Below are 23,324 nucleotides of genomic sequence, written 5' to 3'. Positions count from 1 at the left end.
GTCGGTGGTCACGGCCTTCCTGTCCGCGACCGGTGAACCAGCCTCCTGCCGGTTCCGACGATTCCTGCTGTCAGCGCCTGGGTACGGTCCGCACCGGTACCGATCCGGGTACCGGATCCGCCGGCAACAACCTGTTGCCTACGGTGATCCGCTGTCGATTCCGTTCGACGATCGCTTTCCCTATCCCCTTCACCTGCGCCAGGTCCTCGACGCGATGAAACGGGCCGTGTCTGCGCCGGTGCTCGACGATCGCCTCGGCCTTGGCGGCCCCGACCATCGTCAGTCCCTGCTGCAGCGCCTGCGCATCGGCGCGGTTGATGTCGATCGGTTCGGCGGCATGCGCCCCAGCGATCCCCACTACCAGCACCAGTGCCCTCAACACGACACTCCAAGGCACGACGTGTATCTCCCTGTGATTCTGGCCGCCCCGACCGGCAATCCCGTCGGCAGGAACAGTGTCCGTCACCACATGTGCACAGCCTATCGGTTTCCCGGATTTCCGTAAGCCAGCCAAATACCCGACGTGATGTAGGAAAAACCCTACCCGCGGCACAGGCGTAGAATGGCGCGATCACAGCCCATGCAACCGGAGTATCAGATGGACAGCGCCAAGCTCGGCCAATTCGTCAATGACAAGTGGGACAGCGAAATCGTCCCGCAGTTGGTCGACTACATCCGCATTCCCAACAAGTCGCCGATGTTCGACGCCAATTGGGTGCAGAACGGCTACATGGAACAGGCGGTCACCCTGATGGAGAACTGGGCCAAGGCCCAGCAGCTGCCCGGCCTGACGGTTGAAGTGGTGCGCCTGGAAGGCCGTACCCCACTGATCTTCCTGGAAATTCCGGCCACCGGCGCCGAGACCGGTGACGACACCATCCTGCTCTACGGCCACTTGGACAAGCAGCCGGAAATGACCGGCTGGGACGACGATCTCGGCCCGTGGACCCCGGTCCTGCGTGGCGACAAGCTGTATGGCCGCGGCGGTGCGGACGACGGCTACGCCATCTTCGGCTCGCTGGCCGCGGTGCTGGCGCTGCAGGCCCAGGGCCTGCCGCACGCGCGCTGCGTGGTGCTGATCGAAGCCTGTGAAGAGTCCGGCAGCTACGACCTGCCGGCCTATGTCGACCACCTGGCCGACCGCATCGGCAAGCCGTCGCTGGTGGTCTGCCTGGATTCGGGCTGCGCCAACTACGACCAGCTGTGGTGCACCACCTCGCTGCGCGGCCTGACCGGCGGCAATTTCACCGTGAAGGTGCTCAACGAAGGCGTGCACTCCGGCGATGCCTCCGGCGTGGTGCCGTCCAGCTTCCGCCTGCTGCGCCAGCTGCTGTCGCGCATCGAGGACCAGGACACCGGCCGCATCCTGATCGACGGCATGAACGTGGAGATCCCGGCCGAACGCCTGGAACAGGCCAAGCGCGCCGCCGAAGTGGTCGATACCGAGATCTTCGAGAAGTTCCCGATGGTCGACGGCCTGCGTCCGATGAACGAGGACCTGACCGAGCTGGTGCTCAACCGCACCTGGCGCCCGGCCCTGTCGGTCACCGGCGTCGGCGGCATGCCGCCGCTGGAATCGGCCGGCAACGTGCTGCGCCCGCAGACCTCGGTGAAGCTGTCGCTGCGCCTGCCGCCGACCGCCGATGGCAAGACCTGCGGCGAACTGTTGAAGGAAGCGCTGCTGCGCGATCCGCCGAACGGCGCGCAGGTCACCCTGGACCTGGAAAAGGCCTCTACCGGCTGGAACGCCCCGGCGATGGCGCCGTGGCTGACCCAGGCCATCGAGGACGCCAGCCAGGCCTTCTTCGGCAAGCCGGCAATGTACATGGGCGAAGGCGGCTCGATCCCGTTCATGGGCATGCTCGGTGAGAAGTTCCCGGGTGCGCAGTTCATGATCACCGGCGTGCTCGGCCCGCACTCCAATGCGCACGGCCCGAACGAGTTCCTGCACATCCCGATGGGCAAGAAGGTCACCGCCTGCGTGTCCAAGGTGATCAGCGAGCACTACGCCGCCAGCCTGCGTGGCGAGACCAGCGGTTCGCCGGTGGCTGCCGACAGCGGCACCCGCCACGGCGACCACGGCTGCTGCTGATCCGGCACCGGTGACGGACGCAGCCTGGCCTTGCTAGGCTGCGTCCACACTCAAGCGGAATCCGCGCGCATGAATGGTCTGTTCGGCAGCAGCAGCTGGTTGTACATCCTGCTGGTCGGCTTCTTCGTCGGCCTGCTCGGGCGTTTCTTCATGCCCGGCAACAACCGCATGGGCTGCCTGCTGACCATCGTGCTGGGCATTCTCGGTGCACTGCTGGCCGGTTGGTTCGGCCAGTACATGGGCTGGTACGCCCCCGGCGAACCGGCCGGTTTCCTCGGTGCGGTGGTGGGCGCGGTGGCCGTGCTGGCCGTCCTGCGCCTGTTCAGCGGCCGCCGCTGACCCCGTACCTCCTTCCCCTCCTGTTCCCGACGTTGGCGCGCCCGGCGCGCCCGGATATGCCCGCATGACCGAACCCGCCTCCGATCCCCAGCGCAGCGCGCGGCGCCTGCAGTGGGCCCGTACCCAGCTCGACGATGCCAGCGCGGTGGTCGAGCGCGCTTCGGTCGATGCCGGCATGCGCAGCTACTGGCGTACCACCAGCACCCGTGGCAGCCACATCGTGATGGACGCCCCACCGGGGCTGGAAGATCCGCGGCCGTGGCTGCGCATGCGCGGCCTGCTGCACGACCACGGCCTGCGCGTGCCCGCACTGTTGGCGCAGGACCTGGAGGCCGGCTTCCTGCTGCTGGAAGATCTCGGCGGCCCGACCCTGGCCAGGATCCTCGACGAGCGCAATGCCGATGAATGGTTCGGCCGCTCGATCGAACAGCTGCTGCGCCTGCAGGCGATTCCGGTACCGGCCGACTTCGGCCAGTTCGGCGAAGCGCTGCTGCAGCGCGATGCCGGCCTGTTCGACGAATGGTTCCTGCAGCGTCACCTGAACCTGGAACTGGACTGCGGTGAGCTCGAGGGGCTGCAGCTGGTGCATCGCCGGTTGATGGACAACGCGCTGGGCCAGGCCCAGCTGATGACCCACCGCGATTACATGCCGCGCAACCTGATGCCGGTCGACGACGGCCCCGCGGTGCTGGATTTCCAGGACCTGGTGCGTGGCCCGATCGCCTACGACGCGGTGAGCCTGTTCAAGGACGCCTTCCTGAGCTGGCCGCTGCAGCGCGTTGACGCGTGGCTGGCGCAGTACCACGAACGCGCGCGCGACGCCGGCCTGCCGGTGCCCGACCGCGCCACCTTCCTACGCGATGCCGACTGGATGGGCATCCAGCGCCACGTGAAGATCCTCGGCCTGTTCTGCCGCCTGCGCTACCGCGACAACAAGGGCCATTACCTGGACGACGCACCGCGCTTCATCGGCTATCTGGATGAAGTGCTGCCACGCTATCGCGAGCTGGCGCCTCTGCAGCAGCTGCTGGAAAACCGCATCAAGCCGGCGCTGGCCGAACTGGGCGCACCGATGCGCGTGGCCCGATGAAGGCGTTGGTCTTTGCCGCCGGGCTCGGCGAGCGCATGCGCCCGCTGACCCTGCACACACCCAAGCCGCTGCTGGAAGTGGCCGGCAAGCCACTGATCGTCTGGCACCTGGAGCGCCTGGCAGCGCTCGGCGTGCGCGAGGTGGTGGTCAACACCGCGTGGCTGGCCGAGCAGTTCCCGGCGACGCTGGGTGATGGCAGCCAGTGGGGCCTGCGCCTGCATTTCCTTTACGAAGGGCAGACCCCGCTGGAAACCGGCGGCGGCATCCTCAATGCACTGCCGGTGCTGGGCGATGCCCCGTTCCTGGTGGTGAACGGCGATATCTGGACCGATTTCGATTTCGCCACGCTGCCGCGCGAGCCGCAGGGCCAGGCACATCTGGTGCTGGTCGACAATCCGGTTCAGCACCCGAACGGTGACTATCGGCTGGATGCACAGGGCCTGCTGCACCACGACCGCGCAGGGCCATGCCTGACCTATGCCGGCATCGGCGTGTACCGCCCCTCGATCGTGGCCGACTGGCGCGCGGTGATCGGCGATGCGCCGGGCAGCGAGCGGCTGCCGCCGAGGTTCTCGGTGGTGCCGCTGCAGAAGCATTTCATGGCGCAGGGGTTGATGACGGGGCAGCACCATCGGGGGCGTTGGACCGATGTCGGGACCGTGGATCGCCTGCGCGCGCTGGATGTGGAGCTGGCGGCGAACGGCTGAGCCCCTCGTGGCTGGACGCCCACGGAAGAAAGGAAAGAAAAGCAAAAGCGGGTCGCTTCGCTGCGCTTGCTCCGGTGACGACCAACGGTCGTCACCCACCAACAGCAGTCAACAGTCAGCAGTGCAGTACGCAGTCCCGGCAGATCGCGGGAACCTGTCGAAGGCGGGGTGGCTCAGGTTGCGGGGGCGTGAGCGCCATGGATGGCGCGATCGAGGCTACATGGACGTACTTGCGCCGTCCCCCGCAACCTGACCCACCCCGCCTCCCCTCAGGAAGCCAGCCTTTGACGTTGACGTTGCTTCTGCGGGTGCAGGGCGCAGCCCTGCCAACAAACCCCGCCCTCAGTAACGAGGCCGGCCTTCTTCCAGCACCTGGCGCAGGAACGGCACGGTGATCCGCCGCTTCGCCGCCAGCGATTCGCGGTCCAGCCAGTCCAGCAGGGTGATCAATCCACCCAGCTCACGGCCGGTGTGCGACAGCAGCCATTCGATGGCCGCTTCGTCGATGGCCAGGCCGCGTCGCAGTGCACGCTCGCGCAGCACCGCAGCACGACCTTCCTCATCCAGCGGCTGCAGCAGCACGCGCACGCACTGGCCCAGGCGCGAACGCAGGTCCGGCAGCACCAGGCCCAGCTCGCCCGGCGCCTTCTGCGCCGTGTACAGCACGGTTACACCTGCAGCGCGCGCGCGGTTGTGGAAATCAAACAGCGCGATCTCGTCCTCGCGATTGCCGGCAACCTCGTCCAGCCCGTCCAGCGCCACCAGTTCGCGTGCGTCCAGCCCATCCAGCGCTGCACGAACGCGGCCGGCGGCGCTGGCCAGTGGCACGTACGTCGGCAAGCGCCCGGCCTGCTCGGCGCTGGAGCACATCGCCAGCGCCTGGTGGGTCTTGCCGGTTCCCGCCGCACCTTCCAGGTAGACCCAGTCGTGGCTGGCGCCAACCGCGATCGCGCGCAGCTGCGCCAGCGCGCCATCCGGCGCGCCGATGAAGGTCTCCAGGCGCTGGTCCCGCGGGTAATGCAGGGCCAGCGGCAGTTGCGGCACACCCATCACTTCAGGTCGGGGCCCTTGTCGTTCGGAACGATGATATGGGGGGCGTCCACTACGCCATCAAGCACGATCGCCGGCTTCTCGCCCACGTACAGCTCGCTCTGTCGGTAGCGCTGATGCGCATAGCGCAGCAGAACATTGGTCACCGCCGCCACCGGCAGCGCCAGCAGCATGCCGAGGAAGCCGAACAGCTGGCCGCCGGCCATCACCGCAAAGATCACTGCCACCGGGTGCAGGCCGATCTTGTCGCCGACGATACGCGGGGTCAGCACGTAGCTTTCCAGCAGCTGGCCCACGGTGAACACCACGCCCACCAGGATCAGCAGCTTCAGGTCGAAGCCCTGCGCCTGCACCAGTGCCGCGATCACCGCCATCAGCACGCCAGTGGTCGCGCCCAGGTACGGTATGAAGCTGATCAGGCCGGCAATCAGGCCGATCAGTAAGCCCAGCTTGAGGCCGACCAGCGTCAGGCCGCCGGCATAGATCACGCCCAATGCCAGCATCACCAGGAACTGTCCGCGGATGAACGCGCCCAGCACCTCGTTGGACTCGCGCGCCAACGCGCTGATGGTGCCGATCTGGTTGCGCGGAATGACCGACGCCACCCGCTCGACCAGCTTGTCCCAGTCGCGCAGGAAATAGAACGCCAGGATCGGCAGCAGCAGGATGTTGACCACCCAGGTCACCATCGCAAAGCCCGAACGCGAGACGTAGCCCATGAATGTGGTGGCGAAGCCGCCGGCCTGCTGCCAGTGGCTGCGCACCCATTCGATCAGGCGGTCCGGATCCAGCCACTGCATCACTTCCAGGCCGGTCTTCTGCTCGAACCAGGGGATCCCCTTCTCCATCAGCCACGCCTGTGCCTGCGGCGCGACCGCGATCAGGGTGGTGATCTGGCGCTCGATCATCGGCACCAGCACCAGCAGCAGCGCCACGATCACCAGCACCATCGCCGCGAACACCAGCACCACGCCGGTCATGCGCGAACGGCCGGTGGCCTCGATGCGGTCCACCAGCGGGTCGCCCAGCCACGCCAGCGCCAGCGCCAGCACGAACGGGGTCAGGATCGGTGCCAGCAGCCACACCACCCAGCCGACCAGGCCGGCGAACAGGATGTACTTCAGGCGGCGCAGGAACTGCGCGATTTCGGCTTCCGGGGTCAGGGTCATCGCAAACGGTACTCGTTGCTGACCGGCACGGCCACCGGGGCACCGGTGGTGTCATCGATCGGGGTCGGCAGGGCCGGCAGCGTCGCGCTGGGCACCAGCACGCCGTTGTCGCCCAGCATGCGGTTGAAGCCGGCCAGGCCGGTGGTCATCTCCAGGCTCAGCTCCAGCTGGCCGGCCGAGGCGTGCAGCGGGGTGACATTGCGCACCACCGGCACCTCGCGCAGCCCGGCGGCAAGGCGCAGGTAGTCGTCGGCACTGTTGATGCCGGTGACCACCACGCGGTAGGTCCCGGCCTGGCCGACGGCGGCACCCGCCTTGGCATAGCGCCTGACCAGCGCGTCGGCGGCGCCGTCGGCACCGGCGGCCATCGCGCGCATGGCGTTGGCGTCCTTGCTGGTCCACTTGTTCAGCTCACGGCCGTTGTCGACGAACACCCAGTCCGCCTGCCAGCCGCCGTTGGCGCGGTAGAGCTTGCCGATCAGCTGCATCGGCGGCGCGTAGCGCGACGAGGCGCGGGCCACGGCGGCACTGTCCTGGCGCCAGATGGCACCGGCCAGCGCCTGTTCGGCGGCACCGCCGCTGGGCAGGCCGAGCTTGTAACCCCGCTCGATGGCGCGGTTCAGCAGCGGGCGGGCGGCGTTGGCCTGCTGCACGCTGACCAGGCGCGGGCCACTGCCGTCGTCGACGGCCAACCACACCACCGGCTTCGGCCGCGGCTGCGGCCACAGCGGCAGACCCAGCGCCGAGACCAGCGAGTCAACGTCATCCTCGCGGAAGCGGGCCACCAGCAGGGTCCTGAAGCTCGGCGCGCCGCTGGCGCCCACGCTCTGGTCCTGCTTGTAGTCGTAGCTGGCCACGTAGTCCTTGGCGTTGCGCAGCGCCTGCACCACGCCGGGGCGGGACATCACGTTGCGGTCGCCCGACAGTTTGCCCAGCACCACGCTCAGGGCACGGGCCAGGGCGCCGTTGCGATCGGCTTCGGCCTGGCTGTTGACGGGCACTTCGGCCTCGTACGCACCCGAGGCGGTGGCAACATCTCCCTCGGTGCGCAGGCCGCTCTGGGCCATCGTGGCCACCGGCAGGCTCAGTGCAAGGAGCAGGGTCAGAATCAGGCTGCGGCGCATCAGGACATCCATTGGCTCGACGAATCCGGGGGAATTGTTGCCCGAATACGGCCTTTGCGCCAATGCGGCCTGTTAAAATCGCTCGTTCAACCCCTGCCAGCGCCGACGCCCGTGACCAACACCCCGTCTTCCGCCCCCTCCCCCCTCACCTACCGTGACGCGGGTGTCGACATCGACGCCGGCAACGCGCTGGTCGAGCGGATCAAGCCCCTGGTCAAGCGCAGCTTCCGCCCGGAAGTGATGGGCGGCCTGGGCGGCTTCGGCGCCCTGTTCGACCTGTCCAACAAATACCGCGAGCCGGTGCTGGTGTCGGGTACCGACGGCGTGGGCACCAAGCTGAAGCTGGCCCACCAGCTGAACCGCCACGATACGATCGGCATCGACCTGGTCGCGATGTGCGTGAACGACGTGCTGGTGCAGGGCGCTGAGCCGCTGTTCTTCCTGGACTACTTCGCCACCGGCAAGCTGGACATCGACACCGCCGCAGCGGTGGTGGGCGGCATCGCCAACGGCTGCACCGAGGCCGGCTGCGCGCTGATCGGCGGTGAAACCGCTGAAATGCCCGACATGTACGCCCCGGGCGAGTACGACCTGGCCGGCTTCACGGTCGCTGCGGTCGAGAAGAGCGAGCTGAAGGACGGCGCCAGCGTGGCCGCCGGCGACGTGCTGATCGGCATCGCCTCGTCCGGCCCGCATTCCAATGGCTACTCGCTGGTGCGCCGCATCTACGACCGCGCCGGCCGCCCGGCCGACCTGGAACTGGAAGGTGGCGTGAAGCTGGTCGATGCGCTGATGGCACCGACCCGCCTGTACGTGAAGCCGATCCTGTCGCTGCTGAAGTCGCACGGCGACGCCATCCACGGCATGGCCCACATCACCGGTGGCGGCCTGACCGAGAACATCATCCGCGTGGTGCCCGACGGCCTCGGCCTGGACATCCAGGCCTCGTCCTGGACCCTGCCGCCGGTATTCCAGTGGCTGCAGAAGCAAGGCGCGGTGGCCGACAGCGAGATGTGGCGCACTTTCAACTGCGGCATCGGCTTCGTGCTGATCGTCGCGCCGGACCAGGTGGCTGCGGTGTCCGAGGCGGTCAAGGCGCAGGGCCTGGAGCACTGGACCATCGGCCAGGTGGTCACCGCCGAAGGCGCCGAGCGCGTCCGCATCGGCTGAACCCGACCCCGAGGAGCCCGCATGGACGCAACGCCCCCCCTGGCACCCACCCCGGTACCGCCGCCGTTGGCGGCCGTGCCGGTCTTCAGCAGGCAGGACGCTGACCACCTGCGCGCGCTGTCCATCGCGCACTACGTGTTCGGCGGCCTGATCGCGCTGCTCTCGCTGTTTTTCATTCTGTACATCGTGCTCGGCATCAGTGCGCTGAGCGGCCATCTGCCGATGAACTCCGGGGGCCAGCCCTCGTCGCCGGCCGAACAGCGCCTGTTCGGCTGGGTGTTCACGGTGCTGGGGACCGTGTTCGTCGCCGGTGGCCTGGGCATGGCCGCATTCGTCATCCAGGCCGGACGCTGCCTGGCCCAGCGTCGTCGCCACCTGCTGTGCCTGATCGTGGCCGGCCTGCTCTGCCTGTGCGCGCCGCTGGGCACCGTTCTGGGGGTATTCACCCTGGTTACGCTGCTGCGCCCGCAGGTCAAGGCCGCCTTCGATGCAAGGGGTGCAACGACATGACGACACCCGGCGCACCACCGCCACTGCCGCAGCAGACCCTGGCGCAGCTGCAGCTGGCCAGCCACCTGCAGACGCTGAAGGTGCTGTTCTACGCGCTGGCGGTTTTCCACTGGATGGCCGCGCTGGCATTCCTCGGTTTCATCGGCCTGGTCGCCAGCTCACGCGGGCTGGCCGATGGCGCGGTACTGGCCACGGTGTACGGGGTCATTTCGCTGCTGGCTGCCGCGCTTGGCGTCGTGCAGCTGCACACCGCACGCCTGCTGTCGCGCCGCACCGGGCTGGCCTGGTGCCAGCGCGCGGCCTGGCTGGCGGTACTGGCTGGCCCGCTGGGCATGGCCCTGACCGCCTATGCCTGGGTGTTCCTGTCCAAGCCTGACATGGCCGCACTGTTCGACCGTGGCGACCATCTCAGCGTCTGAGCTTGCCGGCAGACGCCCCCTCCCCTGATCGACTCCCCATGTCCGCGCCTGCCCTCTCCACGACCGCCTCGCCTGCCGCTTCCCGTTTCACGGGCCCCAAGAAGCTGGCCTTCGCCGCCGTGCTGGCGGTGTTCGCGATCAGCTGGATCCACCCGCTGTGGCCCACCGAGCAGGCCCTGCACAGCACCCTGACCGTGATCGGGCTGGCCGCACTGCTATGGGTCGACCGCCGGGGTGGCTGGCTGGGCAACGGTGCCTTCATCGCGATCTGCGGCTTCATTGCACTGCACTGCGTGGCTGCGCGCTGGCTGTACTCGAACGTGCCCTACGACGCATGGGCGCAGACGCTGACCGGCTGGTCGCCGAATGTGGCGTTTGGCTGGCAGCGTAATCATTTCGACCGGCTTATCCACTTCCTGTTCGGCGTCTGCTTCACGCCTGCGCTGCTGCAGCTGGCACGCCATGCCTGGCCGGCGCTGCGCCGCGGCCAGGCTTTCACCCTGGCGGTGATGGCAGTGATGTGCGCCAGCCTGGTCTACGAGTGGTTCGAGTGGGCCATCGCACTGGCCCTTTCGCCCGACGCCGCCGAGGCCTACAACGGGCAGCAGGGCGACATGTGGGACGCGCATGCCGACATGCTGCTGGCGACCGTGGGCAGCCTGCTGAGCTGGCCGTTGATCCGCCGGAGTGCCCGGCAATGACCACGCCCACCCGCATTGCCGTGCTCGCCTCCGGCCGCGGCAGCAACCTGCAGGCCATCCTTGATGCAATTGCCGACGGCCGCCTGCCCGCCGAGGTTGTCGGCGTGTTCTCCGACCGCCCAGCCGCCGCCGCGCTGCAACGGGTCGGTGCACGCCTGCGCTGGGCACATGCGCCGAAGGAATTCGACGACCGCGCCGCCTACGAGCAGGCCCTGGGCGATGCACTGGCCGCGGTCGCGCCGGACTGGATCGTCTGCGCCGGCTACATGCGCATTCTCGGCGCAGCCTTCGTGCAGCGCTTCAATGGCCGCCTGGTCAACATCCACCCCTCCCTGCTGCCACTGCACAAAGGGCTGGATACGCATGCGCGGGCGCTGCACGCCGGCGATGCCGAGCACGGGGCCAGCGTGCATCTGGTCGTTCCCGAACTGGATGCCGGCGCCGTGCTGGCCCAGGTACGGGTACCGGTGATGCCCGGCGATGACGCCGACAGCCTGGCCGCGCGCGTGCTGGCGGTGGAGCATCCCCTGTTGATCGCCACCCTCCAGCTGCTGTGCGCCGGCCGCCTGACTGAACGGGAGGGGCAGCCGCACCTGGACGGTCACCCCCTGTTTAGCCCACTGGCCCTAGATTCCGCCGGGAACCTGAACCGGTAACGCCCACGCACACGCCCCGCTGACTGCGGGGCTGGCATCCTGCCCCCCTCCTGCAGCTCCTGTCCTCCATGAAGACCACGACCCTGCTGTCCACTTCATTGCTGCTGTCGCTTGTCGTGCTTCCCGGCGTGGGTTGGGGCCAGGTGCAAGCGCCTGCGGCCCCTGCGCAGCCGGCGCCCGTAGTACAGCCGCCCGCAGAACCGGCCGTGCCGATGCCCCCGGCGCTGGCCTGGGAGCCGCCGCCGCTGCAGCCGTTCACCGCGACCTACCAGGCCTTCTACAAAGGCAAGGAGGCCGGCGACGCCAGCATGCAGGTCACCCACACCGGCGGCAACCAGTGGCGGGTGGACATGCAGGTGGTCGGCCGCCGCGGCTTCGCCAGCGTGCTGGGCCTGAACATCGAGCAGAGCACGGTGTTCGAAGAGCGCAGCGGCGTCTATGCGCCGCTCAGCCAGAGCACGGTGCGCAAGGGCCTGTTCCTGGGCAAGAAAGCGGTCGGCACGTACAACTGGCAGGCCGGCACCGCGCAGTGGAGCGGCGACGTCAAGAAGGAACGTGCGCAACCGATCGCGCTGCAGCCGGGCGACCAGAGCGCGCTGCTGATCAATCTGGCGATCATGCGTGATGCCCGCCCGGGCGCCACCATGCACTATCGCTACGTGGACATGGGCAAGGTCCGCCAGCACGACTACCAGGCCGCGCCGCAGACCGAGAATGTCGAGGTCGGCGACCTGTCCTACAACGCGCTGCGGGTCTACCGGACCAACGGCGGCAACAACGAGACCATCCTCTGGATCGCCAACGGTGTCCCCACCCCGGTGCGCATCCTGCAACGCGAAGACGGCGAAGACCGCGTCGATCTGCGCCTGATCGAGTACCAAGGAGTCTGAGCATGAGCACCCTGACCCGCCCCCTCACCTGGATCGCTGCAGCCGCACTGTCGGTGGCCAGCCTGCCGGCCATGGCCCTGCAGCCATTCAAGGCCGATTACCTGGCCAGCTACATGGGCATGCAGGCCAATGGCAGCATGACGCTGAGCAGCGAGGGAGCCAACAAGTGGCGCTACACGCTGCAGGTGAAGAACCAGCTGGCCGACCTGAGCCAGAGCACCGTGTTCGAAGAGGTGCGTGGCCAGCTGCGCCCGCTCAGCAGCCAGGACCGTTCGGCACTGCTGGTGAAGAAGCGCAATGTGCAGGCCAACTACAACTGGACCAGCAACCAGGCCACCTGGACCGGCGACATCAAGCCGGACCGTGCGGGCCCCATCGCGTTGAAGACGGGCGACATGGACGCGCTGCTGATCAATCTGGCGATCGCCCGCGACCTGGCCGCCGGCAAGCCGCTGACCTATCGCATGGTCGACGAAGGCCGCATCAAGAACATGACCTACCGCGTGATCGGCAAGGAATCGATCACCGTGGGCGGCAAGAGCTACGAGGCCACCAAGGTCTCGCGTGCCGACGGCAACAAGGAGCTGATCGCCTGGATCGTGCCGGAATTCCCGGTGCCGGCGCGCATGCTGCAGCGTGAGAGCGGCCGCGATGCGCTGGACCTGACCATCAAGGCGATGAACTGACGGGCAAACCGGTAGTGCCGGCCGCTGGCCGGCATTTGTGCGGTGCTCCACGAGGTTGACGGGGTTGCCGGCCAGCGGCCGGCACTACCAAAAGAAAACGCCCGCTTTCGCGGGCGTTGTTCTTACTTCTTTTCCTCGGCCGCGGCCGGCTTGAACTCGGTGCGGCAGTCCACGCGGATCTGCTCGCCGGTGCTGCGCCAGACGAAGGTGCGGCAATGGCGGTTGCCGTCCTGGCTGTCGTTCACCGCGACCGCGTAGAACGATTCGATGATCTCGTCACGCGAGACCGTGCCGTCGCCGTTCCAGTCCATGTCCTTCTGCTCGATGCCCTGGGTGATGGCGATGTTGGCGTACCAGGCATAGCCCAGCCACGCCAGCACGATCAGCACCAGGGCCAGCAGCGCCTTGCGGCGCGGGCTGAACTTGCCGCGCAGGATCATGGCACGCGCCGGATGGTGGCACCGAGCGAAGACAGCTTCTCTTCGATGTTCTCGTAGCCACGATCAAGGTGGTAGATGCGGTCGATGGTGGTCTCGCCGCTGGCCATCAGGCCGGCCAGGATCAGCGACGCCGACGCACGCAGGTCGGTGGCCATTACCGGTGCGCCACTCAGGTGCTCGCTGCCACGCACGATGGCGGTGTGGCCTTCAACCTGGATGTCCGCGCCCAGGCGCAGCAGTTCATTGACGTGCATGAAACGGTTCTCGAAGATCGTTTCGTTGATCACGCCCACGCCGTCGGCCACGCAGTTGAGTGCCATGAACTGCGCCTGCATGTCGGTCGGGAACGCCGGGTACGGCGCGGTGGTCAGGTTGACCGCCTTCGGCCGCTTGCCCTGCATGTCCAGGGTGATGGTGTCTTCGGTGGTCTCGATCTTCGCGCCGGCCTCGACCAGCTTGGACAGCACCGCGTCCATGGTGTTCGGGCGCGCACGGTTGACCGTAACCTTGCCGCCGGTCATCGCCGCAGCGACCAGGAAGGTACCGGTTTCGATGCGGTCGGGCAGCACTTCGTGGCGGCCGCCGGACAGGCGCTCGACGCCTTCGATGACCAGGCGGGCAGTGCCCAGGCCTTCGATCTTCGCGCCCAGCGCGATCAGGCAATGCGCCAGATCGGTCACTTCCGGTTCCATCGCGCAGTTGTCGAGGATGGTGGTACCTTCGGCCAGCACCGCGCCCATCAGCACGTTCTCGGTGCCGGTGACGCTGACCATGTCGAAGGTGAAATGGCCGCCCTTCAGGCGCTTGGCGCTGGCCTTGATGAAGCCGTTCTCGACCACGATCTCGGCACCCAGCGCCTGCAGGCCCTTGATGTGCTGGTCGACCGGACGCGAACCGATCGCGCAGCCGCCGGGCAGCGACACTTCGGCCGCGCCGAAGCGGGCCAGCAGCGGGCCCAGCACCAGGATCGAGGCGCGCATGGTCTTGACCAGCTCGTACGGCGCAACGTGCTGGTTGACCGAACGCGGGTCGACCACGATCGCACTGCCACGCGACAGCGTGCCCTGGTCGATGGTGACCTTGGCACCCAGCTCGCCCAGCAGCTTCACCGTGGTGACCACGTCGTGCAGGTGCGGCACGTTGGTGATCTCCACCGGCTCATCGGCCAGCAGGGTCGCGCAGAGGATGGGGAGGACGGCGTTCTTGGCGCCGGAGATGCTCACTTCACCGTGCAGCGCAGCGCCGCCGGTCACAACGATCTTGGCCATGTATTCGGGATCTTCTGCGGTTCAGCCGGCTTCGGCCGGGGTCACGGTTTTCAGTGCCAGCGCGTGGATCGCGCCGCCCATCAGGTCGCCCAGCGTGGCATAGACCATGCGGTGGCGGGCCAGCGGCATCTTGCCGGCGAAGGCCTCGCAGACCACGGTCGCTTCGAAATGCACGCCATCATCGCCCTGCACATCGGCGCGGGCGCCAGGCAGGCCGGTTTCGATCAGATTGCGGATGGTGTCGGCGTCCAACGGGCTTTCCTAATAAAATGTGCCTCCATTCTACTTCCGCTGCGTGGCGTCCGCATGGCCGAATCCCTGTTGCCCCCCCGTTCCGTCGACCCTGCCGGCCTGGTCGCCAGTGGCCGCCGCGTGTTCGAGATCGAGCGGCAGGCGCTGGATGCCGTCGCCGACCGCCTTGGCGAGGCCTTCCAGCAGGCCTGCGAGGCGATCCTGGCCAGCCGCGGCCGGGTGGTCGCCACCGGCATGGGCAAGTCCGGCCACATTGCCCGCAAGATCGCCGCCACCCTGGCCTCCACCGGCACACCGGCGTTCTACGTGCATCCCGGCGAAGCCGGCCACGGCGACCTGGGCATGATCACCGAAGCCGACGTGGTGCTGGCCCTGTCCTATTCGGGCGAGTCCGATGAGGTGCTGATGCTGCTGCCGGTGCTCAAGCGCCAGGGCAACGTGCTGATTTCCATGACCGGCCGCCCGCAGTCGAGCCTGGCCACCGCCGCCGACATCCACCTGGATGTAAGCGTGCCGGCCGAGGCCTGCCCGCTGGCGCTGGCGCCGACCTCCAGCACCACCGCCTCGCTGGCGATGGGCGATGCGCTGGCCGTAGCCCTGCTTGACGCACGCGGCTTCACCGCCGACGACTTCGCCCGCTCGCACCCGGCCGGCAGCCTCGGCCGTCGCCTGCTGCTGCACATCACCGATGTCATGCATACCGGCGAGGACCTGCCCAGCGTGAGCGCCGATGCCAGCCTCAGCGAGGCGCTGGTGGAAATGAGCCGCAAGCGGCTCGGCATGACCGCCGTGGTCGACGCCGATGGCGTGCTGATCGGCCTGTTCACCGACGGCGACCTGCGCCGGGCGCTGGACAGCGCGCTGGACGTGCGCACCGCGAAGATCGCCGATGTGATGACCCGCAACCCGCGCACCATCGGTGCCGACCAGCTGGCCGTAGAGGCCGCGCGGCAGATGGAGACCCAGAAAATCAACGGCCTGATCGTGGTCGATGGCCAGGGCCGTGCGGTCGGCGCCCTGAACATTCATGACCTGTTGCGGGCCCGGGTGGTTTAACCGACAGTCCGTAGACCCCATTCAGTCTGTAATGCCCCACACGCCCCCACCGAGCCTGATCGCCTGATGCCCTGGTCCCCGCTGCCCGCGTTCCCCGCCCACCTGCATGCCGCTGCGGCCCGCGTCCGCCTGGCCTGCTTCGACGTGGACGGTACCCTCACCGACGGTCGGCTGTACTACGACAAGGACGGCAACGAGAGCAAGGCGTACTTCGTGCAGGACGGTCTGGGCCTGAAACTGCTGCAGCAGCACGGCATCCATCCCGTGCTGATCACCGCGCGCAACAGCCAGTCCGCGCTCAAGCGCGGCGCCGACCTCGGCATCGACACCCAGATCGCCGTGGGCGACAAGCTGGCCAGCGTGCAGGCGCTGTGTGCGCAGCATGGCATCGGCCTGGAGCAGGTGGCCTTCATGGGCGACGACCTGCCGGACCTGGCGCCGCTGGGCGCGGTCGGCCTGGCGGTGGCGCCAGCCAACGCCCACCCGTGGATCGCCGAGCGCGTGCACTGGCAGACCCGCGCCGATGGCGGACGTGGCGCCGCCCGTGAACTGTGCGACATCCTGCTGGCCGCCCAGGGCCATGTGGACGCGGTCCTGGCGAGGTTCGGCGCATGAACCTGCCCACCCTGAACTGGCGCACCGTGCTCGGCATCGGCCTGCTGCTGGCGGCCCTGCTCAGCAGCTGGGCCGCCCTGCGCAACCGTGACAAGGGCCCGGCCACTGCCGGCCAGGACGCCGGCGTGGACTACATCCTGCACGACTTCCAGATCGTCGCACTGGATGAGCAGGGCAAGGAATCGACCACCCTGCGCGCACCGCGGCTGGAACGGCAGCGCGGCGACCAGACCATCAACATCGCCACCCCACTGTTCGAGATGCCGGACAAGGATGGCAAGCACTGGACCCTGCGCGCCGAGACCGGCTGGCTCAGCGCCAAGGGCGACGAGATGAAGCTGCGCGGCAATGTCGCTGGCGACAGTCCGGCCGATCCGGGCGTGGTGCCGACCACGTTCCGCACCGACCACCTGGACGTGTTCCCGAAGGAGAACCGTGCCCGCACCGATGCGCGGGTCACCATGACCCGTCCCGGCATGGAACAGTCCGGCGTGGGCTTCGAGGTGGATTCGAAGAACAACACGTATCATTTCCTCAGCCAGTCCAAGGGCCGATACACGCCCCGACGCTGATTCCGCCACCCTCCTGCGACGTCCCCGGACCGGCGCAAGGAAGGCGGCCCACCCACCCGCCGCCGGTTTCCCGGACGGCCCCACCGGTAGAACGGACCCCGATGAAGATTCCCTTTGCAGCCGTACTCGCGCTCGGTCTCCTTGTTCCCAGCGTTGGCTTTGCCAAGTCCACCGACCGCAACGAGAACATGACCATCGACTCGGGCGCTCAGTCGGGCGTGCTCACCGGCGATGGCAAGACCGTGCTCTCGCAGGGCGTAACCGTTACCCAGGGCACGCTGGACATCCGCGCGTCCGAAGCGGAGATCTACCTCAAGGACGGCGAGGCCGTGCGTGCGGTATTCACCGGCAAGCAGGCCACGATGAAGCAGCAGCTCGACGACGGCACCTGGATGGACGCGGTGGCTGATCGCATCGACTACGACATCAAGACCGAGATCATCACCCTGACCGGCAGCTACAAGGTCACCAGCGCGCGCGGCACCAATGCCGGCCAGCGCATGGTCTACAACACCCGCACCGGGGAGATGAACTCCGGTGGCGATGGCAGCCGCGTGCGCACTGTCATTCCGCCGAAGAACAAGAACGCGGCGGCACAGCCGGCCGCCGCACCCAAGGCGGCGGCTCCGGCCAGCACGCCGGCCAAGCCGGCGGGGAGCAAGAAGTAATGCTCGTCGCCAAGGGCCTGCGCAAGCGCTACAAGCAGCGCGAAGTCGTCAAGGACTTCGGGCTGACCCTCGACGCCGGTGAAGTGGTCGGCCTGCTCGGCCCCAACGGTGCCGGCAAGACCACCTGCTTCTACATGATCGTCGGCCTGGTCGCCGCCGATGCAGGCAGCATCGTGCTCGACGGCAAGGACATCACCAGCGACCCGATGTACACCCGTGCCAAGCAGGGCGTGGGCTACCTGCCGCAGGAGCCGTCGGTGTTCCGCAAGCTGACCGTGGCCGACAACCTCCGCCTGGTGCTTGAACTGCGCGAAGACCTGGATTCGGCCGGCCGCGAGCGCGAATTGAACAGCCTGCTCGACGAGCTGCAGCTGGGCCATGTCGCCGACCAGCTCGGTGCCAGCCTGTCCGGTGGCGAACGTCGTCGCTGCGAGATCGCCCGCGCACTGGCCGCGCAGCCGCGCCTGATCCTGCTCGACGAACCGTTTGCCGGTGTCGACCCGATCTCGGTGGGCGAAATCCAGCGCATCGTCACCCATCTCAAGCAGCGTGGCATCGGCGTGCTGATCACCGACCACAACGTGCGCGAGACCTTGGGAATCTGCGACCGCGCGTATATCCTCGCCGAGGGTACCGTGCTGGCCCAGGGCTCGCCGGAGGCGATCCTGGACAACGCTGACGTACGTCGCGTCTACCTTGGGGATTCCTTCAAGCTGTGACCGCAGGTGCTGGGTCCCTTTCCTTCCATTCGGCACAGGCATGAAGACTCGGCTGCAGACATCGTTGGGACAGCAGCTGGTGCTCACCCCCCAGCTGCAGCAGGCGATCAAGCTGCTGCAGATGTCCACGACCGAGCTGGAGCTTGAAATTGCCCAGGCCGTGGAAAGCAATCCGCTGCTGGACTGGGCCGACAGCAACGACAGCAGTGCCGCCAATGAAGGCGGCGACAACACGGACGCCGACACGCCGGCCGAACGCACCGACAATGGCGACGACTGGGCACCGGCCGAGCTCGACTGGAGCGCTGCCGGCAGTGGCGGCAGCTTCGACGATGATGATGACGCCGGCAGCGCCGCCGAGCGCGTGGCCGAAACCGAGACGCTGGCCGACCACCTGCTGTGGCAGCTGCACCTGTCGCATCTTTCCATGCACGACCGCAGCATCGGCGCTGCGCTGATCGATGCGTTGGACGACGACGGTTACCTGCGCGAACCGCTGGCCACCATCGCCGAAACCCTGCTGCCGTCGGTTCATGCCGATGAGGATGAAATCCTTGCGGTGCTGCATCGCATCCAGCGCTTCGACCCGGTCGGCGTTGCCGCGCGCACGCTCGGCGAATGCCTGCAGCTGCAGCTGGATCTGTTGCCTGGCGACACCGCGGGCCTGGCGCTGGCGCGGCAGATTGCCGCAGGCCCGCTGGAACGACTGCCACGCAGTGGCGTCGCCGGTCTGGCCCATGAACTGAAACAGCCGCTGGACGAGGTCGAGACAGCGGTCGCCCTGCTGCGCTCGCTGGACCCGCGTCCGGGGACCCAGATCGCGCCGCTTTCGCAGGATACCTACGTGGTGCCCGACGTGGTGGTGTGGCGGCAGAACGGCATCTGGCGCGCGGCGCTGGCCGCCCATGCCGGGCCGAAGGTGGTGATCCACCGTGGCTACGAACAGCTGATCCGCCGCTGTGGCGAGGCCGACGCCGGCTACCTGCGTGGCCAGCTGCAGGAGGCGCGCTGGCTGCTGAAGGGCCTGCAGCAGCGCGGTGAAACCCTGCTGCGGGTGGTACGCAGCCTGATTCTGCAGCAGGCCGGTTTCCTCGAGTTCGGCGAACAGGCGCTGCGTCCGCTGACCCTGCGCGAGATCGCCGCCGAACTGGGCCTGCACGAGTCGACGGTGTCGCGCGCGATCGCCCGCAAGCATGTGCGCACACCGCGCGGCACGTTGCCGCTGCGTGCCTTCTTCGCCTCGGGCATCGATACCGAAGGCGGTGGCGAGGCGTCCAGCACCGCCATCCAGGCGATGATCCGGCGCCTGATCGACGACGAAAACCCGCGCAAGCCGCTTTCTGACGCCAAGCTGGCTGACCTGCTCAAATCGTCGGGAATTCCAGTAGCGCGACGCACCGTGGCGAAGTATCGTGAAGCCATGAACATCTCCGCCTCGCACGAAAGGGTCAGAATCGCTTGACGCACCGCCGCGCCCGGCGGAGAGGTTCATTGGCACATCCGAACACAGGAGAAACCCGATGCGCATCGAAACGTTTGGCAAAGACGTCGAAGTCACCCCGGCCCTGCAGTCCTATGTGGAGGAGAAGCTGGCCCGGATCGGAAAACACTTCGACCAGCACTGCGAAGCGCGGGTGACCCTCAAGCTGCAGAAGACCGAACACCACGTCGACGCCAGCCTCAACATCCCGGGGCAGACCCTGCACGCCGAGGCCGGCGGCCAGACCATGTATGCCGCGATCGACCTGCTTGCGGACAAGCTTGACCGCCTGGTCATCAAGCACAAGGAGAAAAAACAGCAGCACGCACCGCTGCCGGTGGGTGACAATGGTGGCTGATCGCCACCGTTCCCCGCAGACATGCCCCTGACTGACCTCCTGGCGGCCGTGCAGACCCAGCTCTGCGCGGCCACCGACCGCGACAGCGTCCTGCAGGCCGCCGCCGGGTTGCTGGCCTGCCGCCAGGCCAATGCCGAACAGATCTATCTGAACCTGTGCCAGCGCGAAGCCCTGGGCAGCACCGCGATCGGCCACGGTATCGCCATCCCCCACGGCCGCGCGCCGACCCTGGACCGCCCCCGTGGCGCCCTGCTGCGTCTGGCGAGCCCGGTCGACTTCGGCGGCGATGAGCCGGTGGACCTGGTGTTCGCGATGGCCGTCCCCGCCCACTACACCCACCAGCACCTGATGCTGCTGTCCGAGCTGGCCGAGCTGTTTTCCGCGCCGGATATCCGCCAGGCCCTGCGTGAGGCCGGCGATGCCCGGGCCCTGCGCGAGGCGCTGGACATGACCCCACCTGCGAGCGCCGCATGAATACCAGCATCACCGCCCGTGAACTGTTCGAACAGCAGCGCGAGCGGCTGGGGCTGCGCTGGGCCGCAGGAAAATCCGGTGAGAAGCGCGAGCTGGAGGCCGGCAATACCGTCTCGCGGCGTCCCTCGCTGGCCGGCTACCTCAACGCCATCTATCCCAACAAGGTGCAGATCCTGGGCACCGAGGAACTGTCCTGGCTGGATGCGCTGGAACCGCGCCAGCGTTGGGAGACCATCGAAAAGATCATGCAGTCGCACCCGCTTGCACTGGTGCTGACCCGCAACCAGGCCTGCCCGGAAGACCTGCGCGCCGCCGCCGATGAATCCGGCACGCCGCTGTGGTTGTCGCCCAAGCGCGGCCACGAACTGCTCAACCACCTGTCCTACCACCTGGCGCGCACGCTCGCACCGAGGGTGATCCTGCACGGCGTGTTCATGGAGATCTATTCCATTGGCGTGCTGATCACCGGCGAGGCCGGGTCGGGCAAGAGCGAGCTGGCACTGGAGCTGCTCAGCCGTGGTCACCGCCTGGTCGCCGACGACGCCCCCGAGTTCACCCAGATCGCCCCGGATGTACTCGACGGCACCTGCCCCGAACTGCTGCAGGACCTGCTGGAAGTGCGCGGCCTGGGCGTGCTGAACGTGCGCGAGATGTTCGGCGACACGGCTGTAAAGAAGAACAAATACCTTCGGCTGATCGTCCACCTGACCAAGCCGATGACCGAACCCACCCCGCATGGCTACGAGCGTCTGACCGGCGACTCGGGCACCCGCCATGTGCTGGACCTGGACGTTCCGCTGATCACCCTGCCGGTGATGCCCGGCCGCAACCTGGCCGTGCTGACCGAAGCCGCCACCCGCCTGCACATCCTGCGCACCAAGGGCATTGACCCGGCGGCCATGTTCATCGCCCGCCACAGCAACCTGCTGGAACGGCGAACACCCTGATCCTCCTGCCCCTCGAAGAGCCTGTCCATGAGCACCGCAATCCCCACCGCCCCGACCCTGATCATCGTCAGCGGCCTGTCCGGCTCGGGTAAATCCGTCGCCCTGAAGACCTTCGAGGACCAGGACTACTACTGCTCGGACAACCTGCCGATCCACCTGCTGCCGGACTTCGTGCGCAGCCTGCTGGCCAACCACGACGGCAGCGCACCGCGCCGCCTGGCCGTAGGCATCGATGTCCGCGGCCAGGCCGACCTGAGCCAGCTGGGCGACTGGCGGCAGCTGGCCACCGACGCCGGCGTGGAAGTGAAGGTACTGTTCTTCGAGGCCAGCGACGAAACGGTGCTCAAGCGCTACGCCGACACCCGCCGTCGCCATCCGCTGAGCCAGCTGGGCCTGTCGCTGCCCGAAGCGATCGCCCGCGAGCGCGAGCTGACCGCACCGTTGCGCCGCGAGGCCGATGCGGTGATCGATACCAGTACCCTCAACGTGCACCAGCTGCGGCGGCGGATCATCACCGAGTTCGCGATGGACCATGCCACCGGCCTGTCGCTGCTGTTCGAATCATTCGCCTACAAGCGCGGCGTACCGGCCGAGGCGGACTTCGTGTTCGATGCGCGGGTGCTGCCCAATCCACACTGGGACCCGGACCTGCGCGCGCTGAGCGGCCGCGAGCCGGGCGTGCGCGACTATCTGGAAGCGCAGCCCGACGTGCAGCGTTACCTGGCCCAGCTGATGGATTTCCTGGATACCTGGCTGCCGAAACTGGGGGATGGCACCCGCAGCTACGTGACCGTGGCGTTCGGCTGCACCGGCGGCAAGCACCGCTCGGTGTTTCTGGCCGAGCGCATGGCCCGGCACGCCCGCGAGATGGGCTGGCAGGACGTGGCCACCTACCACCGCGAACAGGATTGAGGGTGGTCGGCCGGGCTGCGCCCGGCACCCGTTGGTAGTGCCGGCCGCTGGCCGGCAACAGCAACAGCAAAAGCAAAAGCGGCATTCCGTGGGATGGCGGGGCGGTGTGGGTAGGTGTCGACCTTGGTCGACACGGTAGATCCACGCCATGCGTGGATGAATCGCTGCCAGGCATCGAAAAACGCATGGGGTCGGATCCCTTTTTCAATGAAAAAGGGCCCCGACCCGAGCAACACTGAATACGGGACACAGTACCCCTCATCTGCTGCTATCGCCGATTCACCTTGACCTGTTAACGTGCAGTAATGACCTGTGGCATTCTCCTCGTAACACATCCCGGGGTCGGGACCGCCCTGCTTGACGTGGCGACCCGGCTCCTGCGGCAGTTGCCGCTGAAAACCGAAGCTTTCGAAGTACCGTTCGACGCAGACCTGGACGCCCTGCTCCCGCTCGCCTCGGCCGCTTTGCGGCGGGTCGATGGAGGTGACGGCGTGCTGATCCTGACCGACCTGTACGGCGCCAGCCCCGCCAACCTTGCCGGGCAGCTGGCCCGGCTGGGGACCCCGGTTCGCCGGGTATCGGCGCTGAGCCTGCCGATGTTGCTGCGGGTGATGAATTATCCGGAACAGGGACTGGATCAACTGCCCGCCACAGCCGCGGCGGGTACCCGTAATGGAGCGATAGTCGACGATGCTTGAACGAGAACTCACCGTCAGCAACCGCCTGGGCCTGCATGCCCGGGCCACCGCCAAGCTGGTGCAGACCCTGGCACCGTTCCGCTGCAACGTGACCATGGCCGCCAAGGGCCGTGAGATCAACGCCAAGAGCATCATGGGCGTGATGCTGCTGGCCGCCGGCCAGGGCACCCCGGTCACCGTGCGCATCAACGGCGAGGACGAAGCCGCCGCGATGGAAGCGGTGGTCGGCCTGTTCGAACGCCGCTTCGACGAGGACAGCTGA

The 23,324-nt window shown here is 67.6% G+C and carries 30 protein-coding genes; 23 read left to right on the top strand and 7 right to left on the bottom strand.

Features of this window, described 5'->3' with window-relative positions:
- Window positions 1-70: 70 nt before the first annotated feature.
- Window positions 71-397 carry a ComEA family DNA-binding protein gene (locus tag AC5P8U_RS14095; protein ID WP_032953992.1) on the bottom strand — a complete coding sequence of 109 codons (327 nt, stop codon included), beginning with the start codon at window positions 395-397 and terminating at the stop codon, window positions 71-73.
- 201 nt (window positions 398-598) lie between these two features.
- On the opposite strand from AC5P8U_RS14095, the gene AC5P8U_RS14090 reads away from it, so the two are divergent.
- The 4 genes from AC5P8U_RS14090 to murU all read left to right on the top strand — a co-directional run bounded on the left by AC5P8U_RS14090 (window position 599) and on the right by murU (window position 4,228).
- The gene (locus AC5P8U_RS14090; protein WP_049467454.1) at window positions 599-2,092 is read left to right on the top strand and encodes a M20 family metallopeptidase; all 1,494 of its coding nucleotides are present in this window, start codon (window positions 599-601) and stop codon (window positions 2,090-2,092) included.
- A gap of 69 nt (window positions 2,093-2,161) precedes the next feature.
- Window positions 2,162-2,431, top strand: a complete 270-nt coding sequence (locus tag AC5P8U_RS14085) for a GlsB/YeaQ/YmgE family stress response membrane protein (protein WP_005415577.1) — start codon at window positions 2,162-2,164, stop codon at window positions 2,429-2,431.
- Window positions 2,432-2,495: 64 nt separating this feature from the next.
- Window positions 2,496-3,521: an aminoglycoside phosphotransferase family protein gene (locus AC5P8U_RS14080; RefSeq protein WP_414607190.1), complete on the top strand. Its 1,026-nt coding sequence runs from the start codon at window positions 2,496-2,498 to the stop codon at window positions 3,519-3,521.
- Window positions 3,518-4,228, top strand: a complete 711-nt coding sequence (gene murU / locus AC5P8U_RS14075; RefSeq protein WP_072168608.1) for an N-acetylmuramate alpha-1-phosphate uridylyltransferase MurU — start codon at window positions 3,518-3,520, stop codon at window positions 4,226-4,228. The genes AC5P8U_RS14080 and murU overlap by 4 nt, the downstream gene beginning before the upstream one ends.
- A gap of 342 nt (window positions 4,229-4,570) precedes the next feature.
- On the opposite strand, the gene hda is transcribed toward murU, so the two are convergent.
- Genes hda through AC5P8U_RS14060 form a run of 3 tightly spaced genes read right to left on the bottom strand, consistent with a single transcriptional unit; the run spans window position 4,571 to window position 7,583 of the window.
- Entirely contained in the window at window positions 4,571-5,278 is a 708-nt protein-coding gene (gene hda / locus AC5P8U_RS14070; protein ID WP_053500213.1) for a DnaA regulatory inactivator Hda, read from the bottom strand.
- Entirely contained in the window at window positions 5,278-6,447 is a 1,170-nt protein-coding gene (locus AC5P8U_RS14065) for an AI-2E family transporter (protein ID WP_088497774.1), read from the bottom strand. Before AC5P8U_RS14065 ends, hda begins: the two co-directional genes overlap by 1 nt.
- On the bottom strand, window positions 6,444-7,583 hold the full coding sequence (locus AC5P8U_RS14060) for a DUF2066 domain-containing protein (protein WP_072168183.1): 1,140 nt from the start codon (window positions 7,581-7,583) through the stop codon (window positions 6,444-6,446). The genes AC5P8U_RS14065 and AC5P8U_RS14060 overlap by 4 nt, the downstream gene beginning before the upstream one ends.
- Window positions 7,584-7,682: 99 nt before the next feature.
- Between AC5P8U_RS14060 and purM the strand changes: the two genes are divergently transcribed.
- The 7 genes from purM to AC5P8U_RS14025 all read left to right on the top strand — a co-directional run bounded on the left by purM (window position 7,683) and on the right by AC5P8U_RS14025 (window position 12,603).
- Window positions 7,683-8,741 (top strand): phosphoribosylformylglycinamidine cyclo-ligase, encoded by a 1,059-nt coding sequence (gene purM, locus AC5P8U_RS14055; RefSeq protein WP_111007648.1) that lies wholly within the window; start codon window positions 7,683-7,685, stop codon window positions 8,739-8,741.
- Window positions 8,742-8,762: 21 nt separating this feature from the next.
- Entirely contained in the window at window positions 8,763-9,251 is a 489-nt protein-coding gene (locus AC5P8U_RS14050) for a hypothetical protein (RefSeq protein ID WP_005415570.1), read from the top strand.
- The gene (locus tag AC5P8U_RS14045) at window positions 9,248-9,670 is read left to right on the top strand and encodes a hypothetical protein (protein ID WP_005415569.1); all 423 of its coding nucleotides are present in this window, start codon (window positions 9,248-9,250) and stop codon (window positions 9,668-9,670) included. Before AC5P8U_RS14050 ends, AC5P8U_RS14045 begins: the two co-directional genes overlap by 4 nt.
- A 38-nt stretch (window positions 9,671-9,708) precedes the next feature.
- Window positions 9,709-10,371 carry a DUF2238 domain-containing protein gene (locus AC5P8U_RS14040; protein WP_072168185.1) on the top strand — a complete coding sequence of 221 codons (663 nt, stop codon included), beginning with the start codon at window positions 9,709-9,711 and terminating at the stop codon, window positions 10,369-10,371.
- Window positions 10,368-11,027 (top strand): phosphoribosylglycinamide formyltransferase, encoded by a 660-nt coding sequence (purN, locus tag AC5P8U_RS14035; protein ID WP_334271310.1) that lies wholly within the window; start codon window positions 10,368-10,370, stop codon window positions 11,025-11,027. The genes AC5P8U_RS14040 and purN overlap by 4 nt, the downstream gene beginning before the upstream one ends.
- Window positions 11,028-11,095: 68 nt before the next feature.
- On the top strand, window positions 11,096-11,917 hold the full coding sequence (locus AC5P8U_RS14030) for a DUF3108 domain-containing protein (protein ID WP_072168187.1): 822 nt from the start codon (window positions 11,096-11,098) through the stop codon (window positions 11,915-11,917).
- A gap of 2 nt (window positions 11,918-11,919) precedes the next feature.
- The gene (locus tag AC5P8U_RS14025; RefSeq protein ID WP_005415565.1) at window positions 11,920-12,603 is read left to right on the top strand and encodes a DUF3108 domain-containing protein; all 684 of its coding nucleotides are present in this window, start codon (window positions 11,920-11,922) and stop codon (window positions 12,601-12,603) included.
- Between the two features lie 122 nt (window positions 12,604-12,725).
- Here the strand turns inward: AC5P8U_RS14025 and AC5P8U_RS14020 are convergent, their stop codons facing one another.
- Genes AC5P8U_RS14020 through AC5P8U_RS14010 form a run of 3 tightly spaced genes read right to left on the bottom strand, consistent with a single transcriptional unit; the run spans window position 12,726 to window position 14,563 of the window.
- Window positions 12,726-13,043, bottom strand: coding sequence for a hypothetical protein (locus AC5P8U_RS14020; RefSeq protein ID WP_032957609.1), 318 nt, complete (start codon window positions 13,041-13,043; stop codon window positions 12,726-12,728).
- Complete coding sequence (gene murA / locus AC5P8U_RS14015) at window positions 13,040-14,311, bottom strand: UDP-N-acetylglucosamine 1-carboxyvinyltransferase (RefSeq protein WP_088497780.1); 1,272 nt, start codon at window positions 14,309-14,311, stop codon at window positions 13,040-13,042. The genes AC5P8U_RS14020 and murA overlap by 4 nt, the downstream gene beginning before the upstream one ends.
- A 21-nt stretch (window positions 14,312-14,332) precedes the next feature.
- Window positions 14,333-14,563, bottom strand: a complete 231-nt coding sequence (locus AC5P8U_RS14010; RefSeq protein ID WP_005408396.1) for a BolA family protein — start codon at window positions 14,561-14,563, stop codon at window positions 14,333-14,335.
- 54 nt (window positions 14,564-14,617) lie between these two features.
- On the opposite strand from AC5P8U_RS14010, the gene AC5P8U_RS14005 reads away from it, so the two are divergent.
- From AC5P8U_RS14005 to AC5P8U_RS13950, 12 genes are all read left to right on the top strand, one after another.
- Complete coding sequence (locus AC5P8U_RS14005) at window positions 14,618-15,619, top strand: KpsF/GutQ family sugar-phosphate isomerase (RefSeq protein ID WP_061479792.1); 1,002 nt, start codon at window positions 14,618-14,620, stop codon at window positions 15,617-15,619.
- 66 nt (window positions 15,620-15,685) lie between these two features.
- A complete protein-coding gene (locus tag AC5P8U_RS14000; protein ID WP_049415164.1) occupies window positions 15,686-16,234 on the top strand; it encodes a KdsC family phosphatase in 549 nt (182 codons plus the stop codon).
- Window positions 16,231-16,806, top strand: coding sequence for an LPS export ABC transporter periplasmic protein LptC (gene lptC, locus AC5P8U_RS13995; protein ID WP_005415560.1), 576 nt, complete (start codon window positions 16,231-16,233; stop codon window positions 16,804-16,806). Before AC5P8U_RS14000 ends, lptC begins: the two co-directional genes overlap by 4 nt.
- A gap of 101 nt (window positions 16,807-16,907) precedes the next feature.
- Complete coding sequence (gene lptA, locus AC5P8U_RS13990) at window positions 16,908-17,474, top strand: lipopolysaccharide transport periplasmic protein LptA (protein WP_088497781.1); 567 nt, start codon at window positions 16,908-16,910, stop codon at window positions 17,472-17,474.
- On the top strand, window positions 17,474-18,193 hold the full coding sequence (gene lptB / locus AC5P8U_RS13985; protein WP_005415558.1) for an LPS export ABC transporter ATP-binding protein: 720 nt from the start codon (window positions 17,474-17,476) through the stop codon (window positions 18,191-18,193). The genes lptA and lptB overlap by 1 nt, the downstream gene beginning before the upstream one ends.
- A gap of 40 nt (window positions 18,194-18,233) precedes the next feature.
- Window positions 18,234-19,655, top strand: coding sequence for an RNA polymerase factor sigma-54 (locus AC5P8U_RS13980; RefSeq protein WP_072168191.1), 1,422 nt, complete (start codon window positions 18,234-18,236; stop codon window positions 19,653-19,655).
- Window positions 19,656-19,713: 58 nt separating this feature from the next.
- A complete protein-coding gene (gene hpf / locus AC5P8U_RS13975) occupies window positions 19,714-20,031 on the top strand; it encodes a ribosome hibernation-promoting factor, HPF/YfiA family (protein ID WP_005415556.1) in 318 nt (105 codons plus the stop codon).
- 21 nt (window positions 20,032-20,052) lie between these two features.
- Window positions 20,053-20,505, top strand: a complete 453-nt coding sequence (locus tag AC5P8U_RS13970; RefSeq protein WP_072168192.1) for a PTS sugar transporter subunit IIA — start codon at window positions 20,053-20,055, stop codon at window positions 20,503-20,505.
- Window positions 20,502-21,452 carry an HPr(Ser) kinase/phosphatase gene (gene hprK, locus AC5P8U_RS13965; protein ID WP_005408388.1) on the top strand — a complete coding sequence of 317 codons (951 nt, stop codon included), beginning with the start codon at window positions 20,502-20,504 and terminating at the stop codon, window positions 21,450-21,452. Before AC5P8U_RS13970 ends, hprK begins: the two co-directional genes overlap by 4 nt.
- A 27-nt stretch (window positions 21,453-21,479) precedes the next feature.
- A complete protein-coding gene (rapZ, locus tag AC5P8U_RS13960) occupies window positions 21,480-22,364 on the top strand; it encodes an RNase adapter RapZ (RefSeq protein WP_005415554.1) in 885 nt (294 codons plus the stop codon).
- A gap of 305 nt (window positions 22,365-22,669) precedes the next feature.
- Complete coding sequence (locus AC5P8U_RS13955; RefSeq protein WP_005408386.1) at window positions 22,670-23,062, top strand: PTS sugar transporter subunit IIA; 393 nt, start codon at window positions 22,670-22,672, stop codon at window positions 23,060-23,062.
- Window positions 23,055-23,324: an HPr family phosphocarrier protein gene (locus tag AC5P8U_RS13950; protein WP_005408385.1), complete on the top strand. Its 270-nt coding sequence runs from the start codon at window positions 23,055-23,057 to the stop codon at window positions 23,322-23,324. Before AC5P8U_RS13955 ends, AC5P8U_RS13950 begins: the two co-directional genes overlap by 8 nt.

This window comes from Stenotrophomonas sp. YJH_SMC_81, from assembly GCF_059370875.1.
Note: the sequence above shows the minus strand (reverse complement) of the source record. Positions and strands in the feature narration are given on the sequence as shown.